At 66.8% G+C, this 25136-nt stretch carries 17 protein-coding genes; 9 read left to right on the top strand and 8 right to left on the bottom strand.

The window, feature by feature from the left end:
- Positions 1–75: 75 nt before the first annotated feature.
- Genes B2747_RS02555 through B2747_RS02535 form a run of 5 tightly spaced genes read right to left on the bottom strand, consistent with a single transcriptional unit; the run spans position 76 to position 5937 of the window.
- Entirely contained in the window at positions 76–1755 is a 1680-nt protein-coding gene (locus B2747_RS02555; RefSeq protein ID WP_291156499.1) for a dihydroxy-acid dehydratase, read from the bottom strand.
- Positions 1752–2663, bottom strand: a complete 912-nt coding sequence (locus B2747_RS02550) for an NAD(P)-dependent oxidoreductase (RefSeq protein ID WP_291156496.1) — start codon at positions 2661–2663, stop codon at positions 1752–1754. The genes B2747_RS02555 and B2747_RS02550 overlap by 4 nt, the downstream gene beginning before the upstream one ends.
- Before the next feature lie 25 nt (positions 2664–2688).
- Entirely contained in the window at positions 2689–3465 is a 777-nt protein-coding gene (locus B2747_RS02545) for an SDR family NAD(P)-dependent oxidoreductase (RefSeq protein ID WP_291156493.1), read from the bottom strand.
- Between the two features lie 50 nt (positions 3466–3515).
- On the bottom strand, positions 3516–5285 hold the full coding sequence (locus tag B2747_RS02540; protein WP_291156490.1) for a serine hydrolase domain-containing protein: 1770 nt from the start codon (positions 5283–5285) through the stop codon (positions 3516–3518).
- Between the two features lie 46 nt (positions 5286–5331).
- On the bottom strand, positions 5332–5937 hold the full coding sequence (locus B2747_RS02535; RefSeq protein WP_291156487.1) for an SAM-dependent methyltransferase: 606 nt from the start codon (positions 5935–5937) through the stop codon (positions 5332–5334).
- 19 nt (positions 5938–5956) lie between these two features.
- On the opposite strand from B2747_RS02535, the gene B2747_RS02530 reads away from it, so the two are divergent.
- Together B2747_RS02530 and B2747_RS02525 are read left to right on the top strand one after the other, a co-directional pair.
- Positions 5957–6208 (top strand): FmdB family zinc ribbon protein, encoded by a 252-nt coding sequence (locus tag B2747_RS02530; RefSeq protein ID WP_291156483.1) that lies wholly within the window; start codon positions 5957–5959, stop codon positions 6206–6208.
- Between the two features lie 8 nt (positions 6209–6216).
- Entirely contained in the window at positions 6217–6771 is a 555-nt protein-coding gene (locus B2747_RS02525) for an EVE domain-containing protein (protein WP_291156480.1), read from the top strand.
- A gap of 34 nt (positions 6772–6805) precedes the next feature.
- On the opposite strand, the gene B2747_RS02520 is transcribed toward B2747_RS02525, so the two are convergent.
- Positions 6806–7279: a hypothetical protein gene (locus B2747_RS02520; protein ID WP_291156477.1), complete on the bottom strand. Its 474-nt coding sequence runs from the start codon at positions 7277–7279 to the stop codon at positions 6806–6808.
- A gap of 135 nt (positions 7280–7414) precedes the next feature.
- Positions 7415–8485, bottom strand: coding sequence for an NADH:flavin oxidoreductase/NADH oxidase (locus B2747_RS02515; protein ID WP_291156475.1), 1071 nt, complete (start codon positions 8483–8485; stop codon positions 7415–7417).
- Between the two features lie 123 nt (positions 8486–8608).
- Here B2747_RS02515 and B2747_RS02510 point away from each other — a divergent pair, with 123 nt between their 5' ends.
- Complete coding sequence (locus B2747_RS02510; protein WP_291156474.1) at positions 8609–10198, top strand: Na+/H+ antiporter; 1590 nt, start codon at positions 8609–8611, stop codon at positions 10196–10198.
- Positions 10199–10215: 17 nt separating this feature from the next.
- On the opposite strand, the gene B2747_RS02505 is transcribed toward B2747_RS02510, so the two are convergent.
- Complete coding sequence (locus tag B2747_RS02505) at positions 10216–11256, bottom strand: hypothetical protein (RefSeq protein WP_291156471.1); 1041 nt, start codon at positions 11254–11256, stop codon at positions 10216–10218.
- A gap of 92 nt (positions 11257–11348) precedes the next feature.
- Between B2747_RS02505 and map the strand changes: the two genes are divergently transcribed.
- The 6 genes from map to B2747_RS02475 all read left to right on the top strand — a co-directional run bounded on the left by map (position 11349) and on the right by B2747_RS02475 (position 24879).
- Positions 11349–12092: a type I methionyl aminopeptidase gene (gene map, locus B2747_RS02500; RefSeq protein ID WP_291156468.1), complete on the top strand. Its 744-nt coding sequence runs from the start codon at positions 11349–11351 to the stop codon at positions 12090–12092.
- 8 nt (positions 12093–12100) lie between these two features.
- The gene (locus B2747_RS02495) at positions 12101–13459 is read left to right on the top strand and encodes a Zn-dependent hydrolase (protein WP_291156465.1); all 1359 of its coding nucleotides are present in this window, start codon (positions 12101–12103) and stop codon (positions 13457–13459) included.
- Between the two features lie 5 nt (positions 13460–13464).
- On the top strand, positions 13465–16758 hold the full coding sequence (locus tag B2747_RS02490) for an exodeoxyribonuclease V subunit gamma (protein ID WP_291156462.1): 3294 nt from the start codon (positions 13465–13467) through the stop codon (positions 16756–16758).
- Positions 16755–20531 carry an exodeoxyribonuclease V subunit beta gene (gene recB, locus B2747_RS02485; protein WP_291156461.1) on the top strand — a complete coding sequence of 1259 codons (3777 nt, stop codon included), beginning with the start codon at positions 16755–16757 and terminating at the stop codon, positions 20529–20531. Before B2747_RS02490 ends, recB begins: the two co-directional genes overlap by 4 nt.
- Positions 20528–22333: an exodeoxyribonuclease V subunit alpha gene (gene recD, locus B2747_RS02480; protein WP_291156458.1), complete on the top strand. Its 1806-nt coding sequence runs from the start codon at positions 20528–20530 to the stop codon at positions 22331–22333. Before recB ends, recD begins: the two co-directional genes overlap by 4 nt.
- Before the next feature lie 92 nt (positions 22334–22425).
- Positions 22426–24879, top strand: a complete 2454-nt coding sequence (locus tag B2747_RS02475) for a zinc-dependent metalloprotease (protein ID WP_291156455.1) — start codon at positions 22426–22428, stop codon at positions 24877–24879.
- The last annotated feature ends 257 nt before the right edge of the window (positions 24880–25136 follow it).

Genomic DNA, 25136 nt, shown 5'->3' with positions numbered 1-25136 from the left:
CGAACACCCGCCGACTCTAGACCGGACACGCCTGAGTCTTGAGTTCTGGGTTCAGGTTTGGAGTCTTGAGTTTGTTCAGTGCGTCACCGCCCCTCGGTCCGCCTGCCCCACCACCTGCCGGTACTTGCTCAGCACGCCACTCGCCACCGGCTGCGCACGATCCGGCACTGACGCCAATCGCGCCGCGAGTTCGGCCTCGCCAACCTCGAGCTCAATACGCGCCACACCGGGCCGCGCATCAATGGCAATGATGTCGCCGTTGCGCACGGCGGCCAGCGGCCCGCCAACGGCAGCTTCGGGTGCCACGTGGCCAATGCACAACCCACGCGTGGCCCCACTGAAGCGGCCGTCGGTGACGAGTGCCACCTGCTGTCCCATGCCCTGCCCGTACAACAGTGCCGTGATGCCCAGCATTTCGCGCATGCCGGGCCCACCGCGCGGGCCTTCATTGCGAATGACCAGCACCTCGCCGGCCGCATACTGACGCGCCACCACGGCCGCCTGCGCGTCCTCTTCAGATTCAAACACGCGCGCCGGTCCTCGGTGCACGAGCGTGCCTAGGCCCGCCACCTTGAGCAACGCACCATCGGGTGCCAGCGACCCGCGCAGCACCACCACGCCGCCGTCTGCGGAGCGGGCGTTGTTTGCCGCACGCACCACCTCACCGTCGGGCGCGGCGCAGGTCGACAATTCCTCCGCCAGCGTGCGCCCGGTATAGCTGAGGGCATGACCATGCAGATGCCCCGCTTCGAGCAGCGCGCGCAAGACCACCCCCACACCACCCACGTGGTGCAGGTCGCGCGCGAGAAAGCGTCCGCCCGGCTGCAAGTCGGCAATGAGCGGGGTGCGCGCAAACACGGCCGCCACATCATGCACCGTGAACTCAATACCCGCTTCGCGCGCAATGGCCGGCAGGTGCAATGCCGCGTTGGTGGAGCCGCCCGTCGCACTCACGGCCGCGCAGGCATTCTCCAGCGCCTCGCGGGTGACGATATCGCGTGGCTTTGGCGCATCGTGCATGACCGCACGCATGAGCGCGGCCGCCGCGCGGCGCAGCATGGGCGCGCGCGCACTGTACACCGCCGGTATAGTACTGGAGCCGATGGGCGAGAGGCCCAGCGCCTCACCCACCATGCCCATCGTGTTGGCCGTGAATTGTCCCGCACAGGCCCCGGCGGTGGGAATGCAAGCCGACGCCCGCGCGCGCAGCGCTGCCTCGCTCGCTTCACCGGCCAGCACACGACCAATCGTTTCGTAGGTCTCGCCCACATGCGTGTCGCGGCCCTGCCAGTGACCGGGCAGCGTGGCCCCGCCATGTATGAATACCGACGGGACGTTGCAGCGTAGCATGCCCATGATGAGACCGGGCAGGTTCTTGTCGCAGCCGCCAATGGCAAAGATTCCGTCCCACTGATGGCCCTCGGTGCTGGCCTCCACGCTGTCGGCAATGAGTTCACGCGACACCAGTGAGTAGCGCATGCCGCGATGCGCCACACTGAGGCCGTCGCTCACCGATACCACCGGACACTCGTGCGGCATGCCGCCGTGTGCGTACACCCCCATGCGCGCGTGCTGGGCCTGCTCACGCAACCCGAGGTTGCAGGGGCTCATCTCGCCGCCCGTGTGAAACACCCCGATGTGCGGGCGCGCGACTTCGTCGGCATCCTGCCCCAGCGCCTCGAAAAATCCGTGCGTGACGGCGCGCACGACGCCCTCATGAATGGCCTGCGAGCGGAAGCGACGCGGTCTCGTCATGAATCTGACGCGGAGCTCGTGGCGCGACGCAAGCGGATGAGGCGCGAGGCGTCGGCATCGGGACCTACCTCGGCTTCCACGATCGCGCGCCGATATTCGCTCAGCGCGGCGTAGGTGATGGGAATGTCGGCGCCCACTGATTCCGCCAAACGCACCACCTGTTCGATGTCCTTGCGGAACGTGGAGACCGCACCAAGTCGCGGCTTGTCCACGTTGCCAGCCATGCGCGGACCAAACACCTGCAGCGGTAGCGAATCGGCCCAGCCACCCGCCAGCGCTGCCGGGAGCCGCGACGCATCCACGCCGCTGCGTTCGGCAAAGGCCAGCATCTCGGCGATCACCATGAGGTTGCAGGCCACCAGCTGCTGATTGCAGCTCTTCGCGAGCTGACCCGCGCCGTGTCCACCCATGTGTGTTACGCGTTGGGCGAGCGCATCGAACACGGGGGCCGCGCGTTCAATATCGGTCGCCTCACCGCCGGCAAACACGATGAGCGTGCCCTTGCGTGCTGCCGGCGTGCCGCCGGATACCGGCGCGTCCAGCCAATGCGCACCGCATTCCGCCTGCAGGCGCTGGGCCATGCGCTGGGTCGCGTCGGGAGCAATGCTGGACAGGTCGACAATGAGATGCTGCGCGCCGAGCACCGTCACCAGGCCGTCGTGACCAAACACGACCTCCTCCACGGCGGTCGTGTCGGTAAGGCAGAGGCATACCAGCGCGGCGCCCTGCGCCGCATCGCGGGCACTCGTGGCGGCCTGCGCTCCCGCCTCCAGCAGCGGTGCCAGCTTGTCGCGCGTGCGGTTCCACACCACGACCTCGCGTCCGCACTCGAGCAGACGTTCCACCATGGGCGTGCCAATGAGACCGGTGCCGATGAACGCGATGCGTGCGGCCGTGGGTGTGGTCATGATCAATGCGTGGCGGGGGCGTGCATCAGCCGTTGAGATGCAGGCCGTTGTCGATGCGGATGGTCTCGCCGGTAATGCCGACGGGGCCATCGATCAGAAACAGCGTGAGCGCAGCCACTTCGTCCGGCACCAGCAACCGCTTGAGTGGTTGGGTTTCGAGATAGCGCGCTTCGACCGCAGCCAGTGCGTCAGGGTCGAGAACCCGGCTGGGTAAACCACCCGCCACATACCCTGGCGCGACGGCGTTCACGCGAATGTGCGGCGCAAGCGCACGCGCCATGGAGAGCGTCAGGCTGATGACGGCGCCCTTGCTGGCGGCATACGCCGCCGACGACCCCACACCGGACAGACCCGCAATGGACGAGTAATTCACGATCGCCCCGCGACCACTGCGCTCGAGTGCACCACGGCAGGCGCGGATCATGTGAAAGGTCCCCATGACGTTCACGTCGTTGGTGCGCGTGAACTCACTGGACGGCAGCGCCTCGAGATCGTGATGCGGAATGAACCGTGTCACGCCGGCGCAATTCACCAACCCGTCGATGCGCCCATACGCCGCCTCGAGCTGTGCGGCGGCAGCGCGGCAGGCCGCGTCATCGGTGACATCGAGCGGCAGAACCAGCGCCTCGCTGCCCAGCGAACGGCAGGCCGCGGCCACGTCCTCCGCGTCGCCGAGTGTGGACGGCAGGGTGGCGATGCCCACTCGCCAGCCGCGTGCGGCAAAGGCACGGGCACAGGCGGCGCCGATGCCCGTGGCCGCACCGGTGATGAGCACAACAGGAGACATCGAAACAGCGGACATGGCAGCGGGGAAAGGAGCAAAGTCAGGGAAGACGCGTTACGCGATGCGCATCACGGGACGCGTGTCAACACAAAGTCCCAGGCGCGTGCGGCGCCGAGGTGCATGGCGGTCACGCGCCCGCGGCGGTCACGCGAGAACCACACGGCCTCGCCGGGGCTGGCAAACGCATCGCGAAACGTGGGAATGAGCGTGCGCTCAACGCCTGCGCGAGGACTCACGACCAGACGGTCGTTACGCACCGTCACGAACCATGTAGTCCCGATCTCGTCACTGTGATAGCGACCGGCCAGTGCTGCCAGTTCGGCGGCGGTCGGCGCCCACGGCTGCTCGGCGCGATGACGCCATACCACGGAATCGCCATCGCTGGTCACGAAGCGCAGCGTGGGCGTGCGTCCATCGCTGTCCATGGTGGGGCGCACGCGCAGGTTGCCCGCCTGCAGCGTGCCGTCAGCCAGGGCACGCACCGGTGCTTCGCCAAGTCGCAGCACACCGCGCACCGTATCGAGACGTGTTACCGTGTGCCAGCGGGTGTCCTCATACAAGCCGCGCCAGCGCAGCAGCGCCGGGGTATCGAGTGGCACTGTGTCGGGCGCCGAGGCGCGCGGCAACTCGGGGTGCAGCGCATCCACCAGGGCATGTGAGTAGGCCGTGGCCGACGCACCGGCCGCGTTGCACAGCACGGCGATGGACAGGTTGTTGAGCTCCGGATAGCGCGCGAGATACGTGCTGTATCCGGCCGTGGACCCTGAATGCGCGATCTCCGTGGTGCCCCTGTAGCGCTCCACCGTCACACCCAGCGCGTAGGCAATGTCGAGCCCGTTGTTGAGTCGCATGCGTCGCGTGAGCGAGTCGGTCACGGCGGAGCCCAGAGCCTTCGTGGTCAGCGCTTCGTTCCAGCGCAGCCAGTCACCAACCGTGGTCCACAGGCCCCCTGCCGCAATGATGTGATCGAAGGGCATGTCGAGTCGCCACGTGTTCCCCACCCGGCGATACGCCTGCGCCAGCCCCGGCACCACGCGCGTGTAATCGTCGCGCCAGGACGTGTGCTGCATGCCCAACGGCTCGAAGATGCGCGTGCGCGTGAAGTCGCTGAACGACTGCCCGGCCACACGCTCCACGAGCGTGCGCAGCAGCAGGAAGCCCGAGTTGGTGTACGAGTAGTGCGCACCAACCGGGTAGTTGAGCGAGCGCTGCGCGGTGATGAGGGCGAACACGTCAGGCTGCGTGTGCACCCGCGTGCCACGCGGCCAGCCCTGCCAGGCTACGAGGTTGCTCCATTCGCGCAGACCGCTCGTGTGTGTGAGCAGATGCCGCACGGTGATGGGACGGTCGTACACCGGCAGCTCAGGGAGCCAGGTGCGGGCATCGGCGTCCAGCGAGAGCTTGCCGTCTGCGGCCAGCAGCAGCACCGCCGTGGCCGTGAACTGCTTGGCCACCGAGCCCGACTCGAGCACGGTACCCGGGGTGATGGCGCGCGCGCCTGCCAGATCGGCCATACCGTAGCCGCGTTCGAGCAATACCGTGCCGCCGCGCGCCACGCCGACCGCGCAACCGGGCGACTGCGTGGTGTTCCACGTCGCAAATACGCGATCACTGGCTGCCACGAGGTCTGACGGTGGCAGCGCCATGCGCGGCAGCACACCGGGCAATGCGCGAGCCGTCGCGGGCTGCACTGACGTGCGCTGTCCGGACGCGCCCTGTGCATGAACAACCCGCGCGTGGGCAAGGTGTGCCACAGCCCAGAAGGCCAGCGTGGCCGACTGCGCACGCGAGGACCAACCGTACCGCGGGGCGAGGAGAGTGCGGGTGGTGGAGAGCATGCGCGAATGTACCGCCTCGTCGCGCCGCCGCCACCTCGCCTAGCCGTTACTCCGGACGTCGCATGACCGCATCCACCACGGCCGAGCGCCCAACGTGCTTGCGGCCCTCATTGAGGATCGGTTCGTGTTCGATGAGGTGCAGGATCTCCCAATCCGCAAACCATGCGCGCAACAGATCCTCGGTCCACAGCTGGGCCGGGTTCGAGGGGCCGCCGGTCTGATACTGCAGTTGTCGTGGTGAGTACCCCTCGAGCAACACCAGACCACCGGCGCGCGTCGCCCGTTTCATGCCGGCAATGATCTGCGCTTGTTCTGCCGGCTGGCCGAATTGAAAGAAAATGCCGGCCACCACATCGAAGTCGGCCTCCGGCCAATCCCAGGTCAGCACATCGGCCTCCTCGATCTGCACCGTCACGCCGCGCGTGGTCGCCAGACGTCTGGCCTTGGCGATGGCGTTCGGCGCCACCTCCACCGCATGCACCTCGAGCCCCTGCTCGGCGAGCCACACCCCGTTCCGGCCTTCGCCGTCGGCGACAGCCAGCGCACGCTGGCCGGGCCGCAGCCGGTGTGCCTGTGCCGCCAGAAAGGCGTTGGGAGCCGTGCCGAAGATGTACTCCGGGGTGTCGAATCGCGCGTTCCAGAACTCACTCATGATGCAGTAATTTAGTCCCATGCCCATCTACGTCTACGAAACGATTCCCGCCGCGCCCGATGAACCCGTCGAGCGCTTTGAACTGCGGCAGTCCATGTCTGACGCACCGCTCACCCAACACCCTGAACGCCCGGTCCCGGTGCGGCGCGTGCTGAGCGGTGGACTGGTGACCTTCATGCCGAATAGCGCCGACGCCTGTGCCGCACCCGGTGGCTCGCGCGGTGCCGCGCCCATGGGTGGCTGCGGTGCCAGCAGCTGCTGCATGAACTGAGTGCGCTGATGCCCGCAAAAAAGAAGGTTCCCAAGTCCGCGCCCTACGAAAAGGGCGCGTGGGCCCATGTGTTCGCGCCACGCACCAAGGGCGAGCGGCGGTACTGGCTCATCAAGTCCGAGCCGGATGTCTTTTCATACGACGACCTGGTGGCTGCGCCCAAGCATACAACCTGCTGGGACAGTGTGCGCAACAGTGGCGCGCGCAACTTCCTGCGCGACGGCATGAAGAAGGGCGATCGTGCGTTCTACTATCACTCGAACGCCGAGCCGTCGGCCATTGTGGGCATCTGCGAAATCGTGAAGGAAGGCTATCCGGACCACACCGCCTTCGACCCTTCGCACGACTACTTCGACGCAGACTCCGATCCCGCCCACCCGACCTGGTTCATGGTGGACGTGAAGGCCGTCGCCAAGTTCAAGACACCCGTTACGCTGCCCGACATCAAGGCGGACCCGGCGCTCGCCAACATGGCGCTGATCAAGGTGAGCCGACTGTCCGTCGTACCAGTCAGCGCCGCCGAGTGGGAACACATCTGCCAACTCGGCGGCGTCGCACCCTGACCCTTAGTATCTGACCGAGGTCAGATACTGTTCGTCAGCTGGCCCTGGTCCCCTTGATCTCCGAGGGGGCCGGCGTCGCGCTGACGAAGGGCATCTCGCGCAGCATGCTGCCACGGAGCTCATTGCCGTTGGCGTTCAATGTCCACGTGACCGTAACTTCACGTGTGGTCTCTTCGCCGTTGAGGTTCATGCGCACGGTTTGCTTCTGCACAAACTCGGCGCCGCGTGCGGCGGCCTTGCCGCTCAGTGTCACCGGACTGGTCGGCGCCGGGCGTCCATCGCTGCGCTTGGTGACGAGAATGCTGGCCACCAGCGAGTCGCCCCGGGACTCGATGCTGATGACTCCACTGGCCATGACCGGTGTGACCACGTCGTTCTCCACCACGCGACCCAATTCCCACTCGGCGTTCCACTTGCCGAGGAGGGCGGACACGGACAGAGCAGACTGGGCGGAAGCGGACACACTGCACAACGCCGACGCGGCGGCGATGAAAAGAAAGCGGCGCATGGTAGGCTGGGGCTGATGGTGACGCGCGGCCACACACAGCGTGGCCAGGATACGACTGTGTCACCGACCGGAGCCTTCAGGGTTGCCAAGGCCGCCGGCGGCCCAGCGCTGGCCTGCCGCTGCCCTGCCGAGGGCTTATCGCCGACGCCGCGCCCGCAGATACTGATCGGGCCAGGGGCCGTCCTCGCCGAGTTGGTTGGCAGCCTCCAGTGGCCAGCGCGGATTGCGCAGTAGCTCCCGCGCCAACAACACCACGTCTGCGTCACCATCGCGCACAATTTGTTCGGCTTCCTGCGGCTCGGTGATGAGACCGACCGCTGCCGTGGGCACGGCAGCCTCGGCACGGATGCGCCGTGCGAACGGCACCTGGTACAGGGGCTTGACGTCGATCTGCTGCGCCGACGTGAGACCGCCCGATGATACGTCGATGCAATCGACGCCAAGCGCGGCAAGCTCGCGACTGAGCGTGACACTCTCGTCGATGCTCCATCCGCCCTCTGCCCAATCCGTGGCCGAGATGCGCACGACAACGGGCAGATCCTCCGGCCATACCGCGCGCACGGCGCGCGAGACCTCGAGCGTGAGTCGCATGCGATTGCTCAGCGAGCCGCCCCACGCGTCGGTGCGGGAGTTGGCAAGCGGCGAGAGAAACTGGTGCAGCAGGTAGCCATGCGCCGCATGGACTTCCGCCACCACAAACCCTGCTGCGAGGGCACGGCGTGCGGCGTCAGCAAAGGCCGTTACCACCTGCGCGATGTCTGCCTCGGTCATCGCGCGTGGCTGCGGATAGCTGGCGCTATAGGCCACGTCATCTGGCCCCACCACCTGCCATCCACCGTCTTCGGCTGACACGGCCCCTTGACCTTCCCAGGGTCGCCTGGTGCTGGCCTTGCGACCGGCGTGGGCCAACTGGATACCGGGCACCGCCCCCTGTGCGCGCACAAAGTGAGTGATGCGCTGCAGCATGGGCACGTGCTCGTCTTTCCAGATGCCCAGATCGTACGGCGAAATGCGTCCCTCGGGCAACACACCCGTGGCTTCGCAGATCACCAGGCCGGCGCCACCGGTGGCGAAGCCCCCCAGGTGGACCAGATGCCAATCGGTCGCAAACCCGTCGACACTGGAGTACTGGCACATGGGCGAGACGCCAATGCGGTTGCGCAGCGTGACCGAGCGCAACGTGAAGGGCGAGAACAGAGCGGACATGGCTGGCTGCCTGGTAACGAACGGACCGATCCCTGCACTCGGATGGCAGGGATGCATTGCACAAATATGGCCGGCCATGCAGCATCAACGACACCGCTGCCCGTTGCCGCCTTCGCGCCTGTCATGACCGACCATTCTCCAATTCTTGCCGGTATCGCATTTGTCACGCTGGTCGTGGCACTGACGGCGTTCGGCCGACGATTGCCGGTCCCACCGCCGGTGCTGCAGGTGCTTGCTGGCCTTGGTCTTGCGGCGCTGCCCGGTGTCACGGTGCCGACGCTGCAGCCGGATCTGGTGTTCTTCGTTTTTCTGCCGCCCATTCTCTGGGCGGCGGCGTTCTTCACGTCGCTGCGTGAGTTCAAGGCCAATCGGCGCCCGATTGGTTTGCTCGCCATTGGCCTCGTGGTGGTGACGACCGTGAGCGTGGCCTTCGTGGCGCGCTGGCTGTTCCCTGACATGCCCTGGGCCGTGGCCGTGGCCCTCGGTGCCATTGTCTCGCCGCCCGATGCCGTGGCTGCCGCCGCCGTTGTTTCACGATTGCCCGTGCCGCGCCGCGTGATCGTGATTCTTGAGGGCGAGAGCCTCGTGAACGATGCGTCCGCGCTCGTGCTCTATCGCACCGCGGTGGCCGCCGCGGTCACCGGTGTGTTCAGTGTGGCCGAGTCGATGGTGCGGTTCTTTCTCGACGCCGGTGTGGGTGTGCTGATCGGTCTGGCCACGGGTTGGCTGCTCATTCAGACTGCGCGGCGCACACGCGACGAAATGGCCGAGGTGCTGCTCACGCTGGCCGGGCCGTATGTCGCGTGGCTGGTGGCGGAAGAGCTGCACGTGTCGGCGGTGCTCGCCTGTGTGGCCGGCGGTTTGTACACGCGTCAGTATCTGTCGACGGCGGTGGGGCCTCGCTCGCGTGTGCAGGCGCGCGCCGTGTGGGACCTGCTCGTGTTTGCGCTCAACGCGATGATCTTCGTGCTGCTGGGCATGCAGTTCACGGCGCTGCTGTGCTCGACCACGATGGCGACCTTGCCGACGCTGCTCTACCCGGGCTTGATCATCAGTCTGGTACTGGTGGCGGTGCGTCTGGTGTGGGTACCCGTCGCCACCTGGTGCCCGCGCTTTCTGTCGCCCACGATCGCGCGCAATGAACCCGTACCGTCGGCCAAGGCGGTCTCGTTGGTGGCCTGGACCAGCATGCGCGGCATTGTGTCGCTGGCCACGGCGCTTGCTCTGCCGCTGACTCTCGCCGACGGCTCGCCGTTCCCGTACCGCCAGGAGCTGCTGTACATCACCATGACCGCCATTCTGTTCACACTGGTGGTTCAGGGCTGTACGCTGGCGCCGCTCATCCGCTGGTTCCGATTCGCTCCCGAAACCCATCACCTGCATGAGGAGCGCCTGGCGCGCCTGGAAGCGGCGCGTCGCGCGCAGGATGAGCTCGAGGACGCGGTGCGCGAGGGCACCGTATCAGCAGAAGACGCCCGGTGGTTGCGCGCTGAGCTTCGCGAACGCGTGGAACGCTCCCATACCACGGGCACCAGCGGCGACGCCGCAGGGCGGGCGCGCTCACGCGATGCGTTGCGCACCCGCATGCGTGAAGCCGAGCGGCGATTGCTGCTGCGATTGCGCAACGAAGGCGCGATCTCGGACGAAGTGCTGCGCACACTCGAGGAGGAACTGGATCTCGACGCCATGCGCGGGCACAGTCACGCGCACTGACGCCGCCTCGTCCTGGCTCAGGGCACCATGGGCCCTTCAGCCGCAGGGGCGAGGCGTGTGCTGCCCTCCGGCAGTCTGTCCAACCGGCTCAGGCGCTCCACATCGATGGCCAGCGCTTCGTCCATGGACTCGATGAAGATGCTGGCGAATCGGGCATCCCAGGTCACGTCCTCCCAGGTGAAGGAGTGACGCACGGAAATGCGTGTGGAGAAGGTCTCTTCGTGGGCCGTCACGAGAATGAGAATCTCCGCGTCGCCATCACGCAGGCGTTCGGGTGTCACGCCTCGCAGGGGGCTGTCGGCCGTGAGCGGATGCACGACGGTCCAATGCAGCGGAAAGAAGGCCACATCGTCGCGCTCGAGTGTGAGGCGATGGAAGTTCCGCTCGCGTACCCCATCGATGGTTTCGAGCCAGGTGACGTACACGGCGGCGTGCACATTGGTGAGCTCACTCATGGACTCGTTGACGAAGCGGAACATGAGCCCGCGTCCGCCCTCGTACGGCGCAATGACAACCGAGTCGCTGAAGCGCAGCTCGGCGCGTGGCCGGGTGAGGCGCGCAATGACGAGACCGGCAATGACCATACCCACCAGCGGCCCCAGTAGCGCCTGCACGACGGTGAGCGAGTGCGCCGCAGCTCCCACGGCGTGCATGCCGTCGACACCCGTCGTGGTGAAGATGCTCACGCTGTAGACCAGCGCCGCAAGAAAGGGGTCGTCCAGGCCCAATGTGTCGCTGCCGGACAGCGCACCGGGCCCCAGTGACCGATAGGCGAGGGCAAACAGCCCATTCACCAGCAGGACGATACCCACCGTCCATACGAGAAAGTCGCGCCAGGTCGCGCCGAGGGCCGCCAGATAGGCCCGGCCGGTGCGTGCGCCGCGCAATCCCAGTTTTCGGGCCGTGGGCTGCCCGGCACGCGTGAGAAAGCGCCCGCGCGCAGTGTTGGCCACCACCCGGCCGAAGCCGAGGTCGCTGTCCTCGGTGGAGGTGGTGGCAAAGGAGCCGCGCTCGCGGTCGCGCTCGCGTGCCGCGTTTTCGTGAGATGTGGAGGGCATGGTCATGTGCTGCGCAGCATGGACACTGGTGAAATGAGGCCGTTGGTCCCGGCCAGGCGGCGAGGTCCGGCCCGTCACGCTATACTCGGGTCATGACCATTCGAACGGAAGAGGAGCTGAACGGCATGCGGCGGGTTGGGCAGCTGGTGGCGCGCACGCTCGATGCCATGGAGGCTGCCGTGGCGCCCGGTGTGACCACCGCGCAGCTCGACACGATTGCGCGTGACCTGGCCACGGCACACGGTGCCCGTTCGGCGCCCCAGCTCACCTACGATTTCCCGGGCTTCACCTGCATCAGTGTGAACGACGAGATCGTCCACGGCATCCCGGGCGCGCGGGTGTTACGCGAGGGTGACCTCGTCACGCTCGACGTGACGCTTGAGCTGAACGGCTACATGGCCGACAGCGCCCGCACCGTGGCGGTGGGCACGCCGCCCAGGGGTGGCGCGCAGCTGCTGCGCATGGCACGCGAGGCACTGGAAGCCGGCGTGACCGCTGCGCGGCCGGGGCGCCGGGTGCGCGATGTCGGGGCTGCCATCGACCGCTGCGTGCGCAGCCATGGCGGGCGGGTGTTCCGTGAACTCGCCGGACACGGCATCGGTCGGCAATTGCACGAGGAGCCGACCGTGCCCAACTGGGACGACCCCGAAGCGGACATGGTGCTGCACGAGGGACTGGTGTTGGCGGTGGAACCCATGCTCGCCGGCCGCGCGGCCCGCGTCGTGGAGGATGACGACGGCTGGACCTACCGTACGCACAACGGCGCGCTGGCCGTACATCAGGAACACACCATCGTGGTGCGCGCCGGTGGCGCGGAGATTCTCACCCTCGCCTGAGCGGCATCATGCAACGACGGGACTTCGTGCATCAGGCCCTGCTGGGCGGTGCGGCCTTGGCGGCGTGGCCGCGACTTGGCGGGTCGCTACCTGGCGGGTCGCCACTTGGCGGACGGCATGCCCGCGATGCTGCTGCGTCGCAATCGCTGCGGGTCAACGGGCAACGGCTGAACGGCTGGCTTGCAGCCTTCGATCGTGTGGGGCGCACGCCGACCGGCATCAATCGTGTCGCGTACTCGCCTGCCGATCTTGAAGGACGGGCCTTCACGCTCGACCTCTACCGCCAGAGCGGACTCGCGCCGCGCATTGATGCCGCGGGCAACATTGTGGCGCGCGTACCTGGCACGCGTGCCGACGCCAAGCCCATTGTGATCGGCTCGCACGTGGACTCGGTGACCGACGGCGGCAACTTTGATGGCCCGGTGGGCTCGTTTGCCGCCATTGAAGTGGCGCGCACACTGGCCGAGAACGGGCGGCGTCTCGCGCATCCCCTCGACGTGGTGGTGTGGCAGAACGAGGAAGGGGGCACCTACGGCAGTCGCTTCTGGGCCGGTCTCGTGTCGGAGGCAGACCTGGACAAAGTCGCGCGCAGCGGCAAGACCATTCGCGAGGGCGTTGGGCTCATCGGTGGCGATGTGGCGCAGGTGGCGTCCGTGCGCCGTCAGCCCGGCAGTGTGCATGGCTACCTCGAGCTGCACATCGAGCAGGGCGGATTGCTGGAGAAGGCCGGTCTCAAGATTGGCGTGGTGCAGGGCATTGTGGGGCTCCGTTGGTTCGAGATCACCATCACCGGTTTTGCCAATCACGCCGGCGCCACGCCCATGGACCAGCGGCAGGATGCCATGCTGGCCGCGGCGCGTTTCACCGTGGCGGTCAACGAGGCCATCCGGCGTGTGCCTGGACGACAGGTGGCCACCGTGGGGCGCGTCAATGTGACGCCCAACACCACGAACGTCATTCCCGGTCAGGTGGTGCTCACGGTGGATCTGCGCGACATCGAACAGCGCACCATCGAGCAGTTTACGCAGACTTTCGAGCAGTTGGGGCGCGAAATCGGCGAGGCCACCGGCACCCAGTTCCGCTTTGCGCGTCTCACCGACAGCAAGCCAGCGCTCGCCGATCCGCGGGTCATGGACCTCGTGCAGGGGGCGGCCACGTCCCTTGGCCTCACGCATCAGCGCATGCCCAGCGGGGCGGGGCACGACGCCCAGGAAATGGCGCACCTCGGACCCATGGGCATGATCTTCATTCCGAGTGTGGGCGGTATCAGTCACTCGCCACGCGAGTTCTCACACGCCGCCGACATCACCAATGGCGCCAACGTGCTGCTGCACGCGGTGCTGGCCGCCGACCGCGCGCTCGACTGAACCGAATGGCCGGACTGCACCTCGTCACCGGTGACGCACCGGCGGCGCTGCTCGCGCATCTCGACGAGCAGCTGCGCGACACGCCGCTCTCGCCGTTCGACGATGAGACGATCATCGTACAGAGTCTCGGCATGGAGCGTTGGGTGCGGCAGCAACTGGCCACGCGTCGGGGCTGCGCGGCCAGTCTGGCCATGCCCTTTCCGGCGGGGTTCTGTCGCACGCTGGCTGACACCCTGCAGCGCGACGCCGCCTTTGCCGGGCACGCGCCGACACCGCTCGACACGCGCTTCGAAGAGGCGGCCCTCACCTGGCGTCTCTACGCCGCGCTCGGTGAACCGGAGCTCCTGCAGCACGCCGCCTGCGAGCCCCTGCGCGCGTATCTGCAGGGCGCCGACGATCGCAAGCGGTTTGGACTGGCCCGCAGCATCACGGCACGGTTCGACGAGTATCGACTGTATCGTCCCGAGGTGATGCTGGCTTGGGAAGACGGTCGGCTCACCACGAAATCGGCGGCCGAAGCCTGGCAAGCCGTGCTCTGGTGTCATCTCCTGCGCGGAGAGCGACCCATGCATTTTGCCCGCTGGTTCACCGGCACCATTTCGCGACTCGAGCAGGCCACGGTTGCCCCAGCGGGCCTGCCGCCACGTGTGGTGGTCTTTGGCGTCTCCACCCTGCCGCCCGTTTTTGTCCGACTGCTCAGGGCCGTGGCTCGCTTTGTGCCGGTGCATGTCGCGGTGCTCTCGCCGGGACAGGACAGTTGGCGTGAACATGGCGCACGCCATCCGCTCGCGGCGCGTTTCGCTGCGGCGTCCCGCGAGTTGCTGCAGGATCTCTCGACGCCCACACCGGGTGTGCCCGTTGACGTGGTGCACACCCACGTGTCGGTACTCGGTGCTGAGGACGCGCGCGCACAGCCCGCCAGTCTGTTGCACCAGCTGCAGCGCGCATTGCGTGCCGGGACCGCCGACGCAACCGCCACGATGCTGCAGCCCGGCGATCGTTCGCTCACCGTGCAGGATTGTCATTCGCCGCTTCGGGAACTCGAAGTGCTGCGCGACCAACTGCTCGATGCCTTCGCCGCTGATCCGACGCTCAGGCCGCACGACGTGCTGATCATGGTGCCGGACGTGGAGACGTACGCGCCGCTGGCGGAAGCCATCTTTGCCAACGAACACGATGGACTCGCACGCATCCCGTTTCGTGTCGCCGATCGGGCACTGTCCCGCGATGTGACCCCGGCGCGAGCGCTGCGCGAGTGGCTGGACCTGGTAACGGCGCGCGGCACCGCGAGCGAGCTGCTCAACCTGTTGTTCATTCCGCCCGTGCGCCGCGCTGCGGGAGTGTCCGGTACGCAACTCGACCGCATTGCGGGCTGGGTACGCCAGGCCGGCATACGATGGGGCGAGAGTGGCTCGTCGCGCGCTGCCGAGTTTGACGTGCCCGGGGTGGACGACCATACCTGGCGGCAGGGGCTCGATCGCCTGCTGGTGGGCTATGCGGTGGGCAACGTGGCCGCAGTCCTCGGTGATGTGCGTCCGGTGGGCGGCGATACCTCCGGTGATACGGCGCTGCTGGGGAGTTTCGTGGAGTGGGTGGAGCAGGTCTTTGACTGGCGTGGCCGGTTCAAGGCGGCGCGTTCGGCGCGTGAATGGTCCGAAGTCCTGCAGGCGCTGCTTTCCTGGTTGGTTGAGCCCGACAGCGACGAGGAGCGGCAGGCGGTGGATGCGCTCCGGCGCAGCATGGCGACGCTATCCGATGCCGCGCGGCATGTGGGCGACTTGCCGCTCTCATTCGAAATTGTGCGCGAATGGCTGCGTGCCAGCCTTGAAGATGGGGAGCAGGCCAGCGGATTTCTCACGGGCGGCATGACGCTCTGTGCCATGAAGCCCATGCGTGCGGTGCCCCATCGGGTCATTGCCATGCTCGGCCTCAGTGACGACGCGTTCCCCAGGCGCCAGCGGCGCACGGCGTTCGATCTCATCGCAATTGAGCCGCGGCGAGGAGATCGGGAGGTGCGTGTCGACGACCGGCAACTCCTGCTCGACACGCTGCTCTGTGCTGAAGACCGGCTGCTGCTCTCCTACGTGGGGCGCTCCCAGGTGGACAACGGCGAGCTCGCGCCGTCCATCGTGGTGGCCGAGTTGCTGGACTATCTCGATGCCACCGTACGGGCGACAGACGAGCCTTTGGTGAATGGGGCAGGCCGCGTTGGGTCCTCACGCACCGCGCGCGCGCTACTGCATGTCCGTCATCAGCTGCAGCCGTTCAGCCCCGCCTACTTTTCAGGGTCTGCCGGCAACGACGGAGCGCTGTTCACCTTTGATGCCAGCATGGCGCGCGGTGTGCGGGCGGCGCAGCATCGCAGCGAACATCCCCCCGCGTTTCTCGATCCGCTGCCGACCGTGCCGCTTCTCGCGCGCGATGCCCTGCGAGCGCCCGAGCCCTGGCTGCGGGTCAGTGTAGAGGAGTTGGTGGACGCCTGGAGTCATCCGTCGCGCTGGTATTGCCGCCGCGTTCTGCAAATGGATGTGCGACGCGGCGCTGATCGTCTGGACGACGTCGAGCCACTGACGGTGGACCCGCTGCTCCGCACGCGCATGCAGCAGCAATTGCTTCAGCATACTCTGCACGGTCAGCAGGTCACGGCACCGTTCCTGGCCTACGTGCTGGCCGGAGGCGAGCTGCCGCCTGCCGCCTTGGGTCAAAGCTGGATGCAGCGCCTGCATGATGACGTCCAGCCTCTGCTCGACCGACTGAATGCGTCGCTGCGGCAGCCGTCCATGGCCGTGGATATTGCGGGCGCTGACTGGCAACTGCAGGGCACCCTGGATCTGCAGGTGGCCGGCGGGCAGTGGTGCGTGCGCGCGGCCAGGCTCAAGGCGCGCGATCACCTGCTGGCCTGGGTGCTGCACCTGGTGCGCGCGGCGGCGGCAGAAGGTGGTGTCACCTGGCTCTACGGCACCGACAGTGCCGTGAAGCTGTCCCCCCTGACCGCCGTCCAGGCCATGGCGCGCCTGGATGCCCTTGTGCAGGGCTTTCGCATCATGAGCCGCATGCCGGTGCCGTTCTTCACACAGAGTGCGTGGGCGTATCGGGAGATGCTGCGCAAGGGCGCGGTGGATCAGGACCGGCTGCTGCGCGATTTCGAGGCCAGCGGAGAGTACGCCATTGGCGCCGACGGCAGTGACGATCACGTGCGGGCGCTGTGGCGTGGCGTTCGCCCGCTCGAGGTCCTCTGGCCCGAGTTCAGTGCGTGGTGCGACGTGTTCTGGCAGGACCACGAGGTCACGCCGGCATGATGGCAAAGCCAAGCGTGTCATCAGCTACCCGCGAAGCCTTTCGCGCCGATCGTTCGCCGTTCCTTCCCGGCATCGCGCTCATCGAGGCCAGCGCCGGTACGGGCAAGACGTTCAACATTGCCAAGAGCATGGTGCGTCTGCTGCTCGAGCGACGACCCGATGGCGCGTGGATGGTGGACGGGCTGGCAAACGTTCTGGTGGTGACGTTCACCAAGGCGGCCACCAACGAACTGGTGACACGCATTCGCGAAGAATTGCGTCTCGCGGAACGCGTGTTCGCCGCGCCAGACATGGTGGACACGGCGAATGCGAGTGTGCAGATCCTCCGCGCCATGGCCGCTGGCCGTGAGGATGACGCGGCGATGCGCCTGCGTGAAGCCGTGGCCACCCTCGATGCCCTGGCGGTGTTCACCATCCACGGCTTCTGCAAGCGTGTGCTCGATGAGTACGCACTGGAAAGTGGCACCCCATTCGAAGCAGACCTGCTCGAAGACGAGCAGGATCTCGAGCGGCTGGCGCTGCAGGATTGGTGGCGGCGTTGGGTGTACAGCGACCGCTTGCTCGCCGCCCTGGTTGTGAGTGAGGGATGGAAGCCCAACCGCTTCCATGCCGACTATCGCCTGGCGCGGCGCGTCGCTGACGTACGCCTCGATCCTGACGAGGAGGCCAACACCGTCCGCACGGTGTTGCTCCACCAGGCCACGGCCTTCATGCGCGCATGGCAGCACCTCGGTGCGTCGGGTGCCGAGCAGTGGTTGGGCAACAAGCCGTTCAACACCAGCACGTCACTTGCCACGCCCGATGGGCGACACGCGTTGTTTGCGCAGATGGACGAAGCTGTACGGGAGTCCGACGCCACCGGGCTGCCAACGGTGAGCCTGCTGACGCTGGCCCGTCGATTCAGTACCGAGGTGCTGAGCAAGGACTTCAACAAGCGCAGCAACGCAGGCAAGGCCGCGGTGGCCGATCTGGCCTTGCAGCCACTGGTGCAGGCAGCCGACAGTGTGCTGGCGTCTACCGCGCGCATGGAGCAGGCGCTGCGTGCCGACTGTGTGCACTTCGTCGATCGATGGATCGACACCGAGAAGGCCCGCCGCGCGTCGCTGGGCTTTGATGATCTGCTGCAGCGTCTTGCCGACGTCTTGGAGCGGCAGGGACCCGAGGGACTGCTGGCGCACGCGGTACGCTCGCAGTTTCAGGCTGCACTGATCGACGAGTTTCAGGACACCGACGCGCATCAGTTCGCGATCTTTCGCACGGCGCTGCACGGCTGCCCGCTATTCCTCATCGGCGATCCCAAACAAGCCATCTATGGCTTCCGTGGCGCCGACGTACAGGCCTATCTCACCGCCGCCGACACGGCAGAGCGGCAGTTCACGCTCGAGCGAAACTTCCGCAGCACGCCACGCATGGTGGAAGCGGTCAACGCCCTGTTTGCGCGGCGACTTCAACCCTTCGTTGACGACGGGATTGCCTACCATGCCGCGCAAGCGGCCACACACGCAGCGGAGCCGGCCCGTTTGCCTGGCGGGCCGCACGCCTTGCACTGGCTCTTCGTGCCACCGGCAACCGGGCGTGGTGGCGCACCGGCGTTTACCGGAGCCACTGAGGCCCGTCGTCTGTTGTTCGCCGCCTGCGCGCGGCACATCGTGCGCAACATCGAAGACGGCTGGACGCCCGGCAAACTCGCCGTGCTCGTACGTTCGGCCAGTGAAGGCATCGAGATGGCCACCGTGCTTCGGAACGCACGCGTTCCAGCCGTCGTGTCAGGTCTCGGCGATGTGATGCAGTCCGAAGAGGCCGCCGAACTCTTGCTGGTGCTCGAGGGCATAGCCTCACCGCGACACGTGGCACGACTGCGCGCGGCGCTCGGTACAACGCTCTGGGGGCTTTCGCATGCGGATCTGTTGCGGCTGGCAACTCCGGAAGCCGAGTCGGCGTGGACCGCCATCACCGACAGCGTGGATGGACTGCGCGAACGCTGGACCACACGTGGACTGCTGCCCATGCTGCAGCAGTGGTACGCCGAGTGCGGTGTAACCGAGCGACTGTTGAGTGAACCGGAGGGTGAGCGTCGTCTCACCAATGTGCGACATCTCGAAGAGTTGCTGCATGCCGCCGTGCTGAGTGAGCACCTGAATGTGGAGGGCACGCTGCGCTGGCTGCGCACGCAGATGGCCGAGGCCGAGGAGCGGGGGGACCGTCCCGGCAACCGCCCGGTCACGGAGCTGCGGCTCGAAAGCGATGCCGATGCCGTGCAGATCGTAACCGTGCACAAGAGCAAGGGGCTCGAATACGACATCGTCTACTGTCCCACCCTGTGGAGCGCCTATCCGGTGCAGCCTGATGCACCGGTGCTCGTGCACGAACAGGACGGCGTCGTGCTTGATCATGGATCGCCACAGCGTCCTGCCCGTCAGGCACCTGCAGATCGTGAGCGCCTCGCAGAGGAGAGCCGACTGCTGTATGTGGCGCTCACGCGTGCAAGGTTCCGCACGGTAGTGGGCTGGGGCCCCATCACGCATCGGCAGCGAGGTGATGTGGCGGCGCAGAGCGCGCTGTCGTGGCTGCTGTTCGATGCCGCGGCAGGCGGCGTACCGGATACCGGTGCGGTGTCGGCCCCGCTCATGGCCGATGCACTCGCAGCCGGTCCGCAGACGTGGCAGACGCATCTCGAGGCCGTCGTCGCCATGCATCGCGATCTCATGGCCATGGAGACCGCGGACTCCACGCTCGTGCCGCCACTGTCCCTCACGACGGCACGTGCCCGGCCGGTACCCGTGGTGCGCACTTTGCCCGACGAGCCGCCACCCGCCCGACGCTTCGACACCTATCGCATCGCGAGCTTCACGTCGCTGTCCCGGCCTCTGGCCGGCGCCTCGGCGGTACGTGATGTCGATGACCCGAATGAAGACGCCGGCATGGCGCCCAGCGAAGAGGGCCCGGCGCTCTCAGCGCGCGATCTGCCACGTGAGGACTTTCGCGCCTTTCCTGCGGGTAGAGAGGCCGGCATTGCCCTCCACGCGCTATTCGAACACAGCGCGTTCGATGCCACACCCGCCCAACTTCGTCCGATGGTGGTGCAGCGTTTGCACGAGGCCGGATTGCTGCAAGCCCCTCCGGAAAGCGACCTTCGTGTGGACGCAGTGGTCGACATGATGCAGCGCACCCTCGGTACACCCATCCCTCTCGACGCGTGCGGACTGCCGAGCTTTGCGTTGCGCGACGTGCGCGGGGACCGCGCGCGGCACGAGTGGCAGTTCCTGTTGCCCATGGGTGCGCAGGACGCCGTGGTCACACGCGAGCGTTTGGCGCTGGCCTTTGCGCAGCACGGCGTGGGTCCGGTGTCCGAGTATGCCGAGGCCTTGCGGACGCTGGGTCCCACGCAGCTGCACGGGTATCTCACCGGCTTCGTCGACCTGCTCTTCGAGCACGATGGGCGCTGGTGGGTGGTGGATTGGAAGTCCAACCAGCTTGGCACCACGCCAGCCGCCTATGCGAACCATGCATTGACGGCAGTGATGGTCGACCATCACTACATCCTGCAGTACCATCTCTATCTCACGGCGGCCTATCGCTTTCTGCAGCATCGTATGCCGGATTTCGACTACGACCGCCACATGGGCGGTGCGGCGTACGCATTCCTGCGGGGATTCGGAGTGTTCAACCCCGCGCCGGCCCAGGGCTGGTTTGTGGACCGGCCACCACGCGCGCTCATTGAGGCGCTCAGTGCCGCCTTTGGGGAGCAGACACTCTCACGGAGACGCGAATGAGCACGCATGTCGGCGTGGCCACTCCGGTCGAAGTGATGTGTCAGGCCATCGACCGGGCCTTTGCGCGGCTTGTGGCACGGCAGGCGTCGGATCACGCGGAACAGGCCCTGTTGCATGACACGGCGTTGCTGCTCAGCACTGAGCGGGCCCAGGGACACAGCTGCATCGAGTTGAGCGCATGGGCGAAAACCACCGTACGCTTCATGCACGATCGCGCGGCCGAGTCGCATGACATCACCTGGCCTGCGCTTGACGCATGGCAAAGGGTCCTTCGCGATAGCCCGCTGTGCCGTGTCGCGCACGAGACAACATTGCGTGATGAGTCTGCAGCCTCGGCCATGCTGGTGCTCGACGGCGCGCGTCTGTATCTCGCGCGCTACCATGATGCCGAGTGCCGGCTGGCGTTGAGCATCCGGCGGCGTGTGCAGCACCCTGCGCCGGTGGAGGCGCCCGGACTCGCGGCGGAGTTCGCCCGTCTGTTTCCACCCGACCCTGAGAAGACCGATTGGCAGGCCGTCGCGGCGCAGACGGCACTTGACCTGCCTCTGGTCTTTGTCACCGGCGGACCGGGCACGGGAAAGACCACCGTCGCGGCGCGCATGCTGGCGCTGCTGCTGCATGCCGACCCGTCACGTACCGTAGCCATTGCCGCGCCCACAGGCCGCGCGGCCGCTCGTCTGGTGGAGTCCATTGGCGCGGCGGCGGAGCGCGAGCAACTGTCGGCTGCGGTGCGCGCCCAACTCCCCACCACCGGTGCCACGCTGCATCGCTTGCTGGGCTATCAACCGTGGAACGAAACCTTCCGCCATGATGCCAGTCATCCGCTGCCGCACGATGTGGTGATCGTTGACGAGGCCAGCATGGTGGATGTGCTCATGATGGACGCGCTGTTTCGTGCGGTGCGTCCGGGCGCACGGCTCATTGTACTTGGCGATCCGGATCAGTTGGCCAGCGTGGACACCGGCTTTGTACTCGGTGACGTGGTGCGTGCGTCCGCCGCCGCCGCAAAGCGCGCAACGGGGGCGCACGCTGGTGACGCCCCGCTGGCCCGCGCGGTGGTGCGCCTGCGCCATTCCTGGCGATTCGGCGCGCAGCCCGGTATTGGAGCACTCGCCACCGCCATGCAGCAGGGCGACTGGCCTGCGGTGGCGCGTGCGCTGGAGCCTGGCCAATATCGCGACGTGAGCATGCGGGACTGGTCGCCAGCCACCTTGCATGCGGCGACGATCGATGCCTTTGCGGCGTACATCGCCAGCGACACCCCCCGCGACGCTCTGCAAAACCTGTCACGTTTTCGTGTGCTGGCCGCCACGCGCGAGGGGCCGCGTGGTGTGCAGGGACTCAATGCCCTTTTCGAGCGTCAACTGCGACGTGCCGGTCGGGCGACCTCGGGGTGGTACGATCATCGGCCCGTGCTCATCACCGCCAACGATCCGTCGACACAGCTGTTCAACGGCGATATTGGCGTGACGCTCCGTGTGAATGGCGTGGTGGGCGTGCATTTCCTCCAGAGCGACGGGCAGGTGCGCAGTCTGCCGCCTTCGCGTCTGCCTGCGCACGAGACGGCATGGGCCATGACCATTCACAAGTCGCAGGGATCGGAGTTCGACATGGTGGTGCTGGTACTGCCCGAGCAGGATTCCCCGCTGCTCACCCGGGAGCTGCTGTACACGGGCGTCACCCGGGCGCGTCAGCGTGTGGTGCTGCTCGGCGAGGCCCCGCCCCTGCGCAGGGGAGTGGAGCGAAGCGTGGTCCGCAGTTCCGGCCTTGTGGATCGACTGCTGGATCCGCTGACCGTCTGACGGGTGCCAACACAGGGCCGGCAACTCGCTGGGGGCGTGGGCAGGGACTAGCTTCAGGGGGTTCCTCTCCCTCCTCCACGATCCGCCGCGCCATGACGCCGAATCGCCCGCAGTCCATCCTGCCGTCTGGAGCCGCCCGCTCCCTGATGGCGCTCGCCACGCTCTCGCTGCTTGCCGCGCCAGCGGCCGCGCAATCCGATGCCTTCTTGCGCGTGCGTATCGACGAGGCCCGAAACCGGGCCCTGCTCGAGATTCCACGGGCACAGCTCAACGTCCCCTTCCTGCACCAGGTCACCCTGGCCACCGGATTGGGCAACGGCAATCTCGACCGCGGACAGACCGGGCCGAGCGGCATCGTGAAGCTCGAGCGCCGCGGCAATCGGGTGCTCATGGTGCGCGACAACTACACGGCCCGTGCGCCGCGTGGTGATGCCGAGAATCAGCGCGCGGCCAGTGATGCCTTCCCGCGTTCCATCGTGGCATCGCTTCCCATTGAGCGCGATACCAACGGCGTCATTACGGTGGACGCGTCGAGCGTGTTCCTTGGCGATGCCTATGGTGTGGCCGACGGTCTGCGGCAGGGTGGTGGCGCGGGCGGTACAGCGGCGGTGGCGCCCGGCAGCGGCAACTATCGTCTCGATGTGCAGCGCAGCTATCTCGACCCGGAGCGCACCAAGGCTTTTCCGCGCAACGTCGAAGTGCACGCGGTGCTTACCTTCGTCACCGATCAGGCGCCGCGCGGACGTGGTGGATTGGCGCCCGATGCGCGCGCCATGACGTTCGAGCAGCATCACTCGCTGGTGGTGCTGCCGGATACGGCCGGCTACCGCCCGCGCGCCTACGATCCGCGCTTCGGCTACGGTGGCACGCAGTTCTTCGATCTCAGCAAGGGATTTGAGGGCGACTACCGCGGTGGCTTCATCAACCGCTGGCGGCTCGTGCCCAAGGATCCTGCGGCATACGCGCGCGGCGAACTGGTGGAACCGGTCACGCCCATCATCTACTACTTGGACCCCGGTATCCCGGCGCCGTATCGCGAGGCCTTCCGCGCGGGTGGCAACTGGTGGAGCAAGGTGTTCGAGGGCGCGGGCTTCAAGGACGCGTTCCGCGTGCTCGACCTGCCGGCCGGAGCCGACCCCATGGATGCGCGCTACAACATGCTCATGTGGGTGCATCGCACGGGGCCGGGCCCCAGCGTGGGGCCGAGCTACAGCGATCCGCGCACGGGCGAGATCATTCGCGCCGTCGTGCGCATGGATGCCTGGCGCTCGCTGGTGGACTACAACATCTGGGCGGGCACGGTGCCGGCGTTTGGTTCAGCCGGCCCCAATGTGAGTGCCGAGGCCTTTGCGATGGCGCGTCGTCGTCAGCACACGGCGCACGAGATCGGGCACACGCTGGGCCTGTCGCACAACTACATCGCGTCGGCGCAGAATCGCTCAAGTGTGATGGACTATCCCTTCCCGCTCATCCTGGTCACCGACAAGGGGACGCTGGATCTGCGGCAGGCGTACCGTGAAGGACCTGGCGCCTGGGACTCGCTGGCCATCAATCTCGGCTACCACTGGTACGCCGACTCGGCGGCGGAGGCCGCGGGCCTCGCGGCCATCATGAAGGACGGCCTGACGCGCAATGTGCGCTTCATCAACGACACCTACGCGAATGCCAACGGCTCCATGCCCTGGGTGACGCGCTGGGAAGAGGGCGCCACGCAGTTCGAGGCGGTGTCGCGAGGCCGCGCGGTCCGCCGCATCATGATGGACGCATTCGACGAGCGCGCCATCAAGCCAGGCGAACCCATGGCGCTGCTCAACATGCGCTTCGCGCACGTGTATCTGCATCATCGCTATTCACTCGAAGGCCTGGCCAAGTACATCGGCGGCATGGACTTCACCTTTGCGCTGCGCGGAGATGGACAGACACCGTCCACGCTCATCCCCGCCGCCGACCAGCGCAAGGCACTGACTGCCGCGCTCGATGCCATTTCGCCTGCCGAGCTGGTGGTGCCGGAAAAGGTCATCAAGCTCATTCCGCCGCCACCACCGGGCTTCAACACCGACCAGACGTGGATTGAGGGCAGCGGTGGCACGACCTTCGATGCCATTTCGCTGGGTGGTGGACTGGCCACCGAGGTGATCGGCTACCTGCTCGATCGTGAACGGGCCGCGCGCCTGGTGCAGCAGGTGGCGCGTGATCCGCGGCAGCTCTCGCTCGACGAGGTGCTGACGGCCGTGATGCAGCGGACCTGGCTGGCTGTCGCTCCCACAACGGCCGCCGAGCGGGCCATGCTGCGTGCCTCGCAGCGTGCGGCGCTGGATATCGTCATGGACCTGGCTGGTGATGCGCGCGCCATGCCCGATGTGCGTGCGGCGGCGGTCATGCATCTGCAGCGGCTGCAGACGCGGGTCGACAAGGACTTCTCAGCTGATGCCGCGCAGATGGCGCACATCGTGGCGGCGCGTCACGATCTCAAGCGCTTCTTCGAGGGCAACGATCAGCCCAACTTGCGTCCGCGCTATCCGGTGCTCACGCTGCCCTGGCCGTGAGTACCTTGTCCGCTGGTTGTTGAGCATTCGACCGGCATCGTCAACAGCTCACGCAGAGAACAGCAAGAGAACCGCAGAGAACGCAGAGGCGCGTGGGTACAGAACTCAAAAGAGACTCAGACCGCCGTTGATCCGTGTTGTTTCCGCGGCATCCGTGTCATCCGCGTCGAGGCCCTTTGCTGCAGTTGACTGCAGTTGACTGCAGTTCTCTGCGTTCTCTGCGGTTCTCTGGTAGTCCTCTGCGTGAGCTGTTGACG

It is taken from the genome of Gemmatimonas sp. UBA7669, from assembly GCF_002483225.1.
In the GTDB taxonomy this organism is placed as follows: Bacteria; Gemmatimonadota; Gemmatimonadetes; order Gemmatimonadales; family Gemmatimonadaceae; genus Gemmatimonas.
Note: the sequence above shows the minus strand (reverse complement) of the source record. Positions and strands in the feature narration are given on the sequence as shown.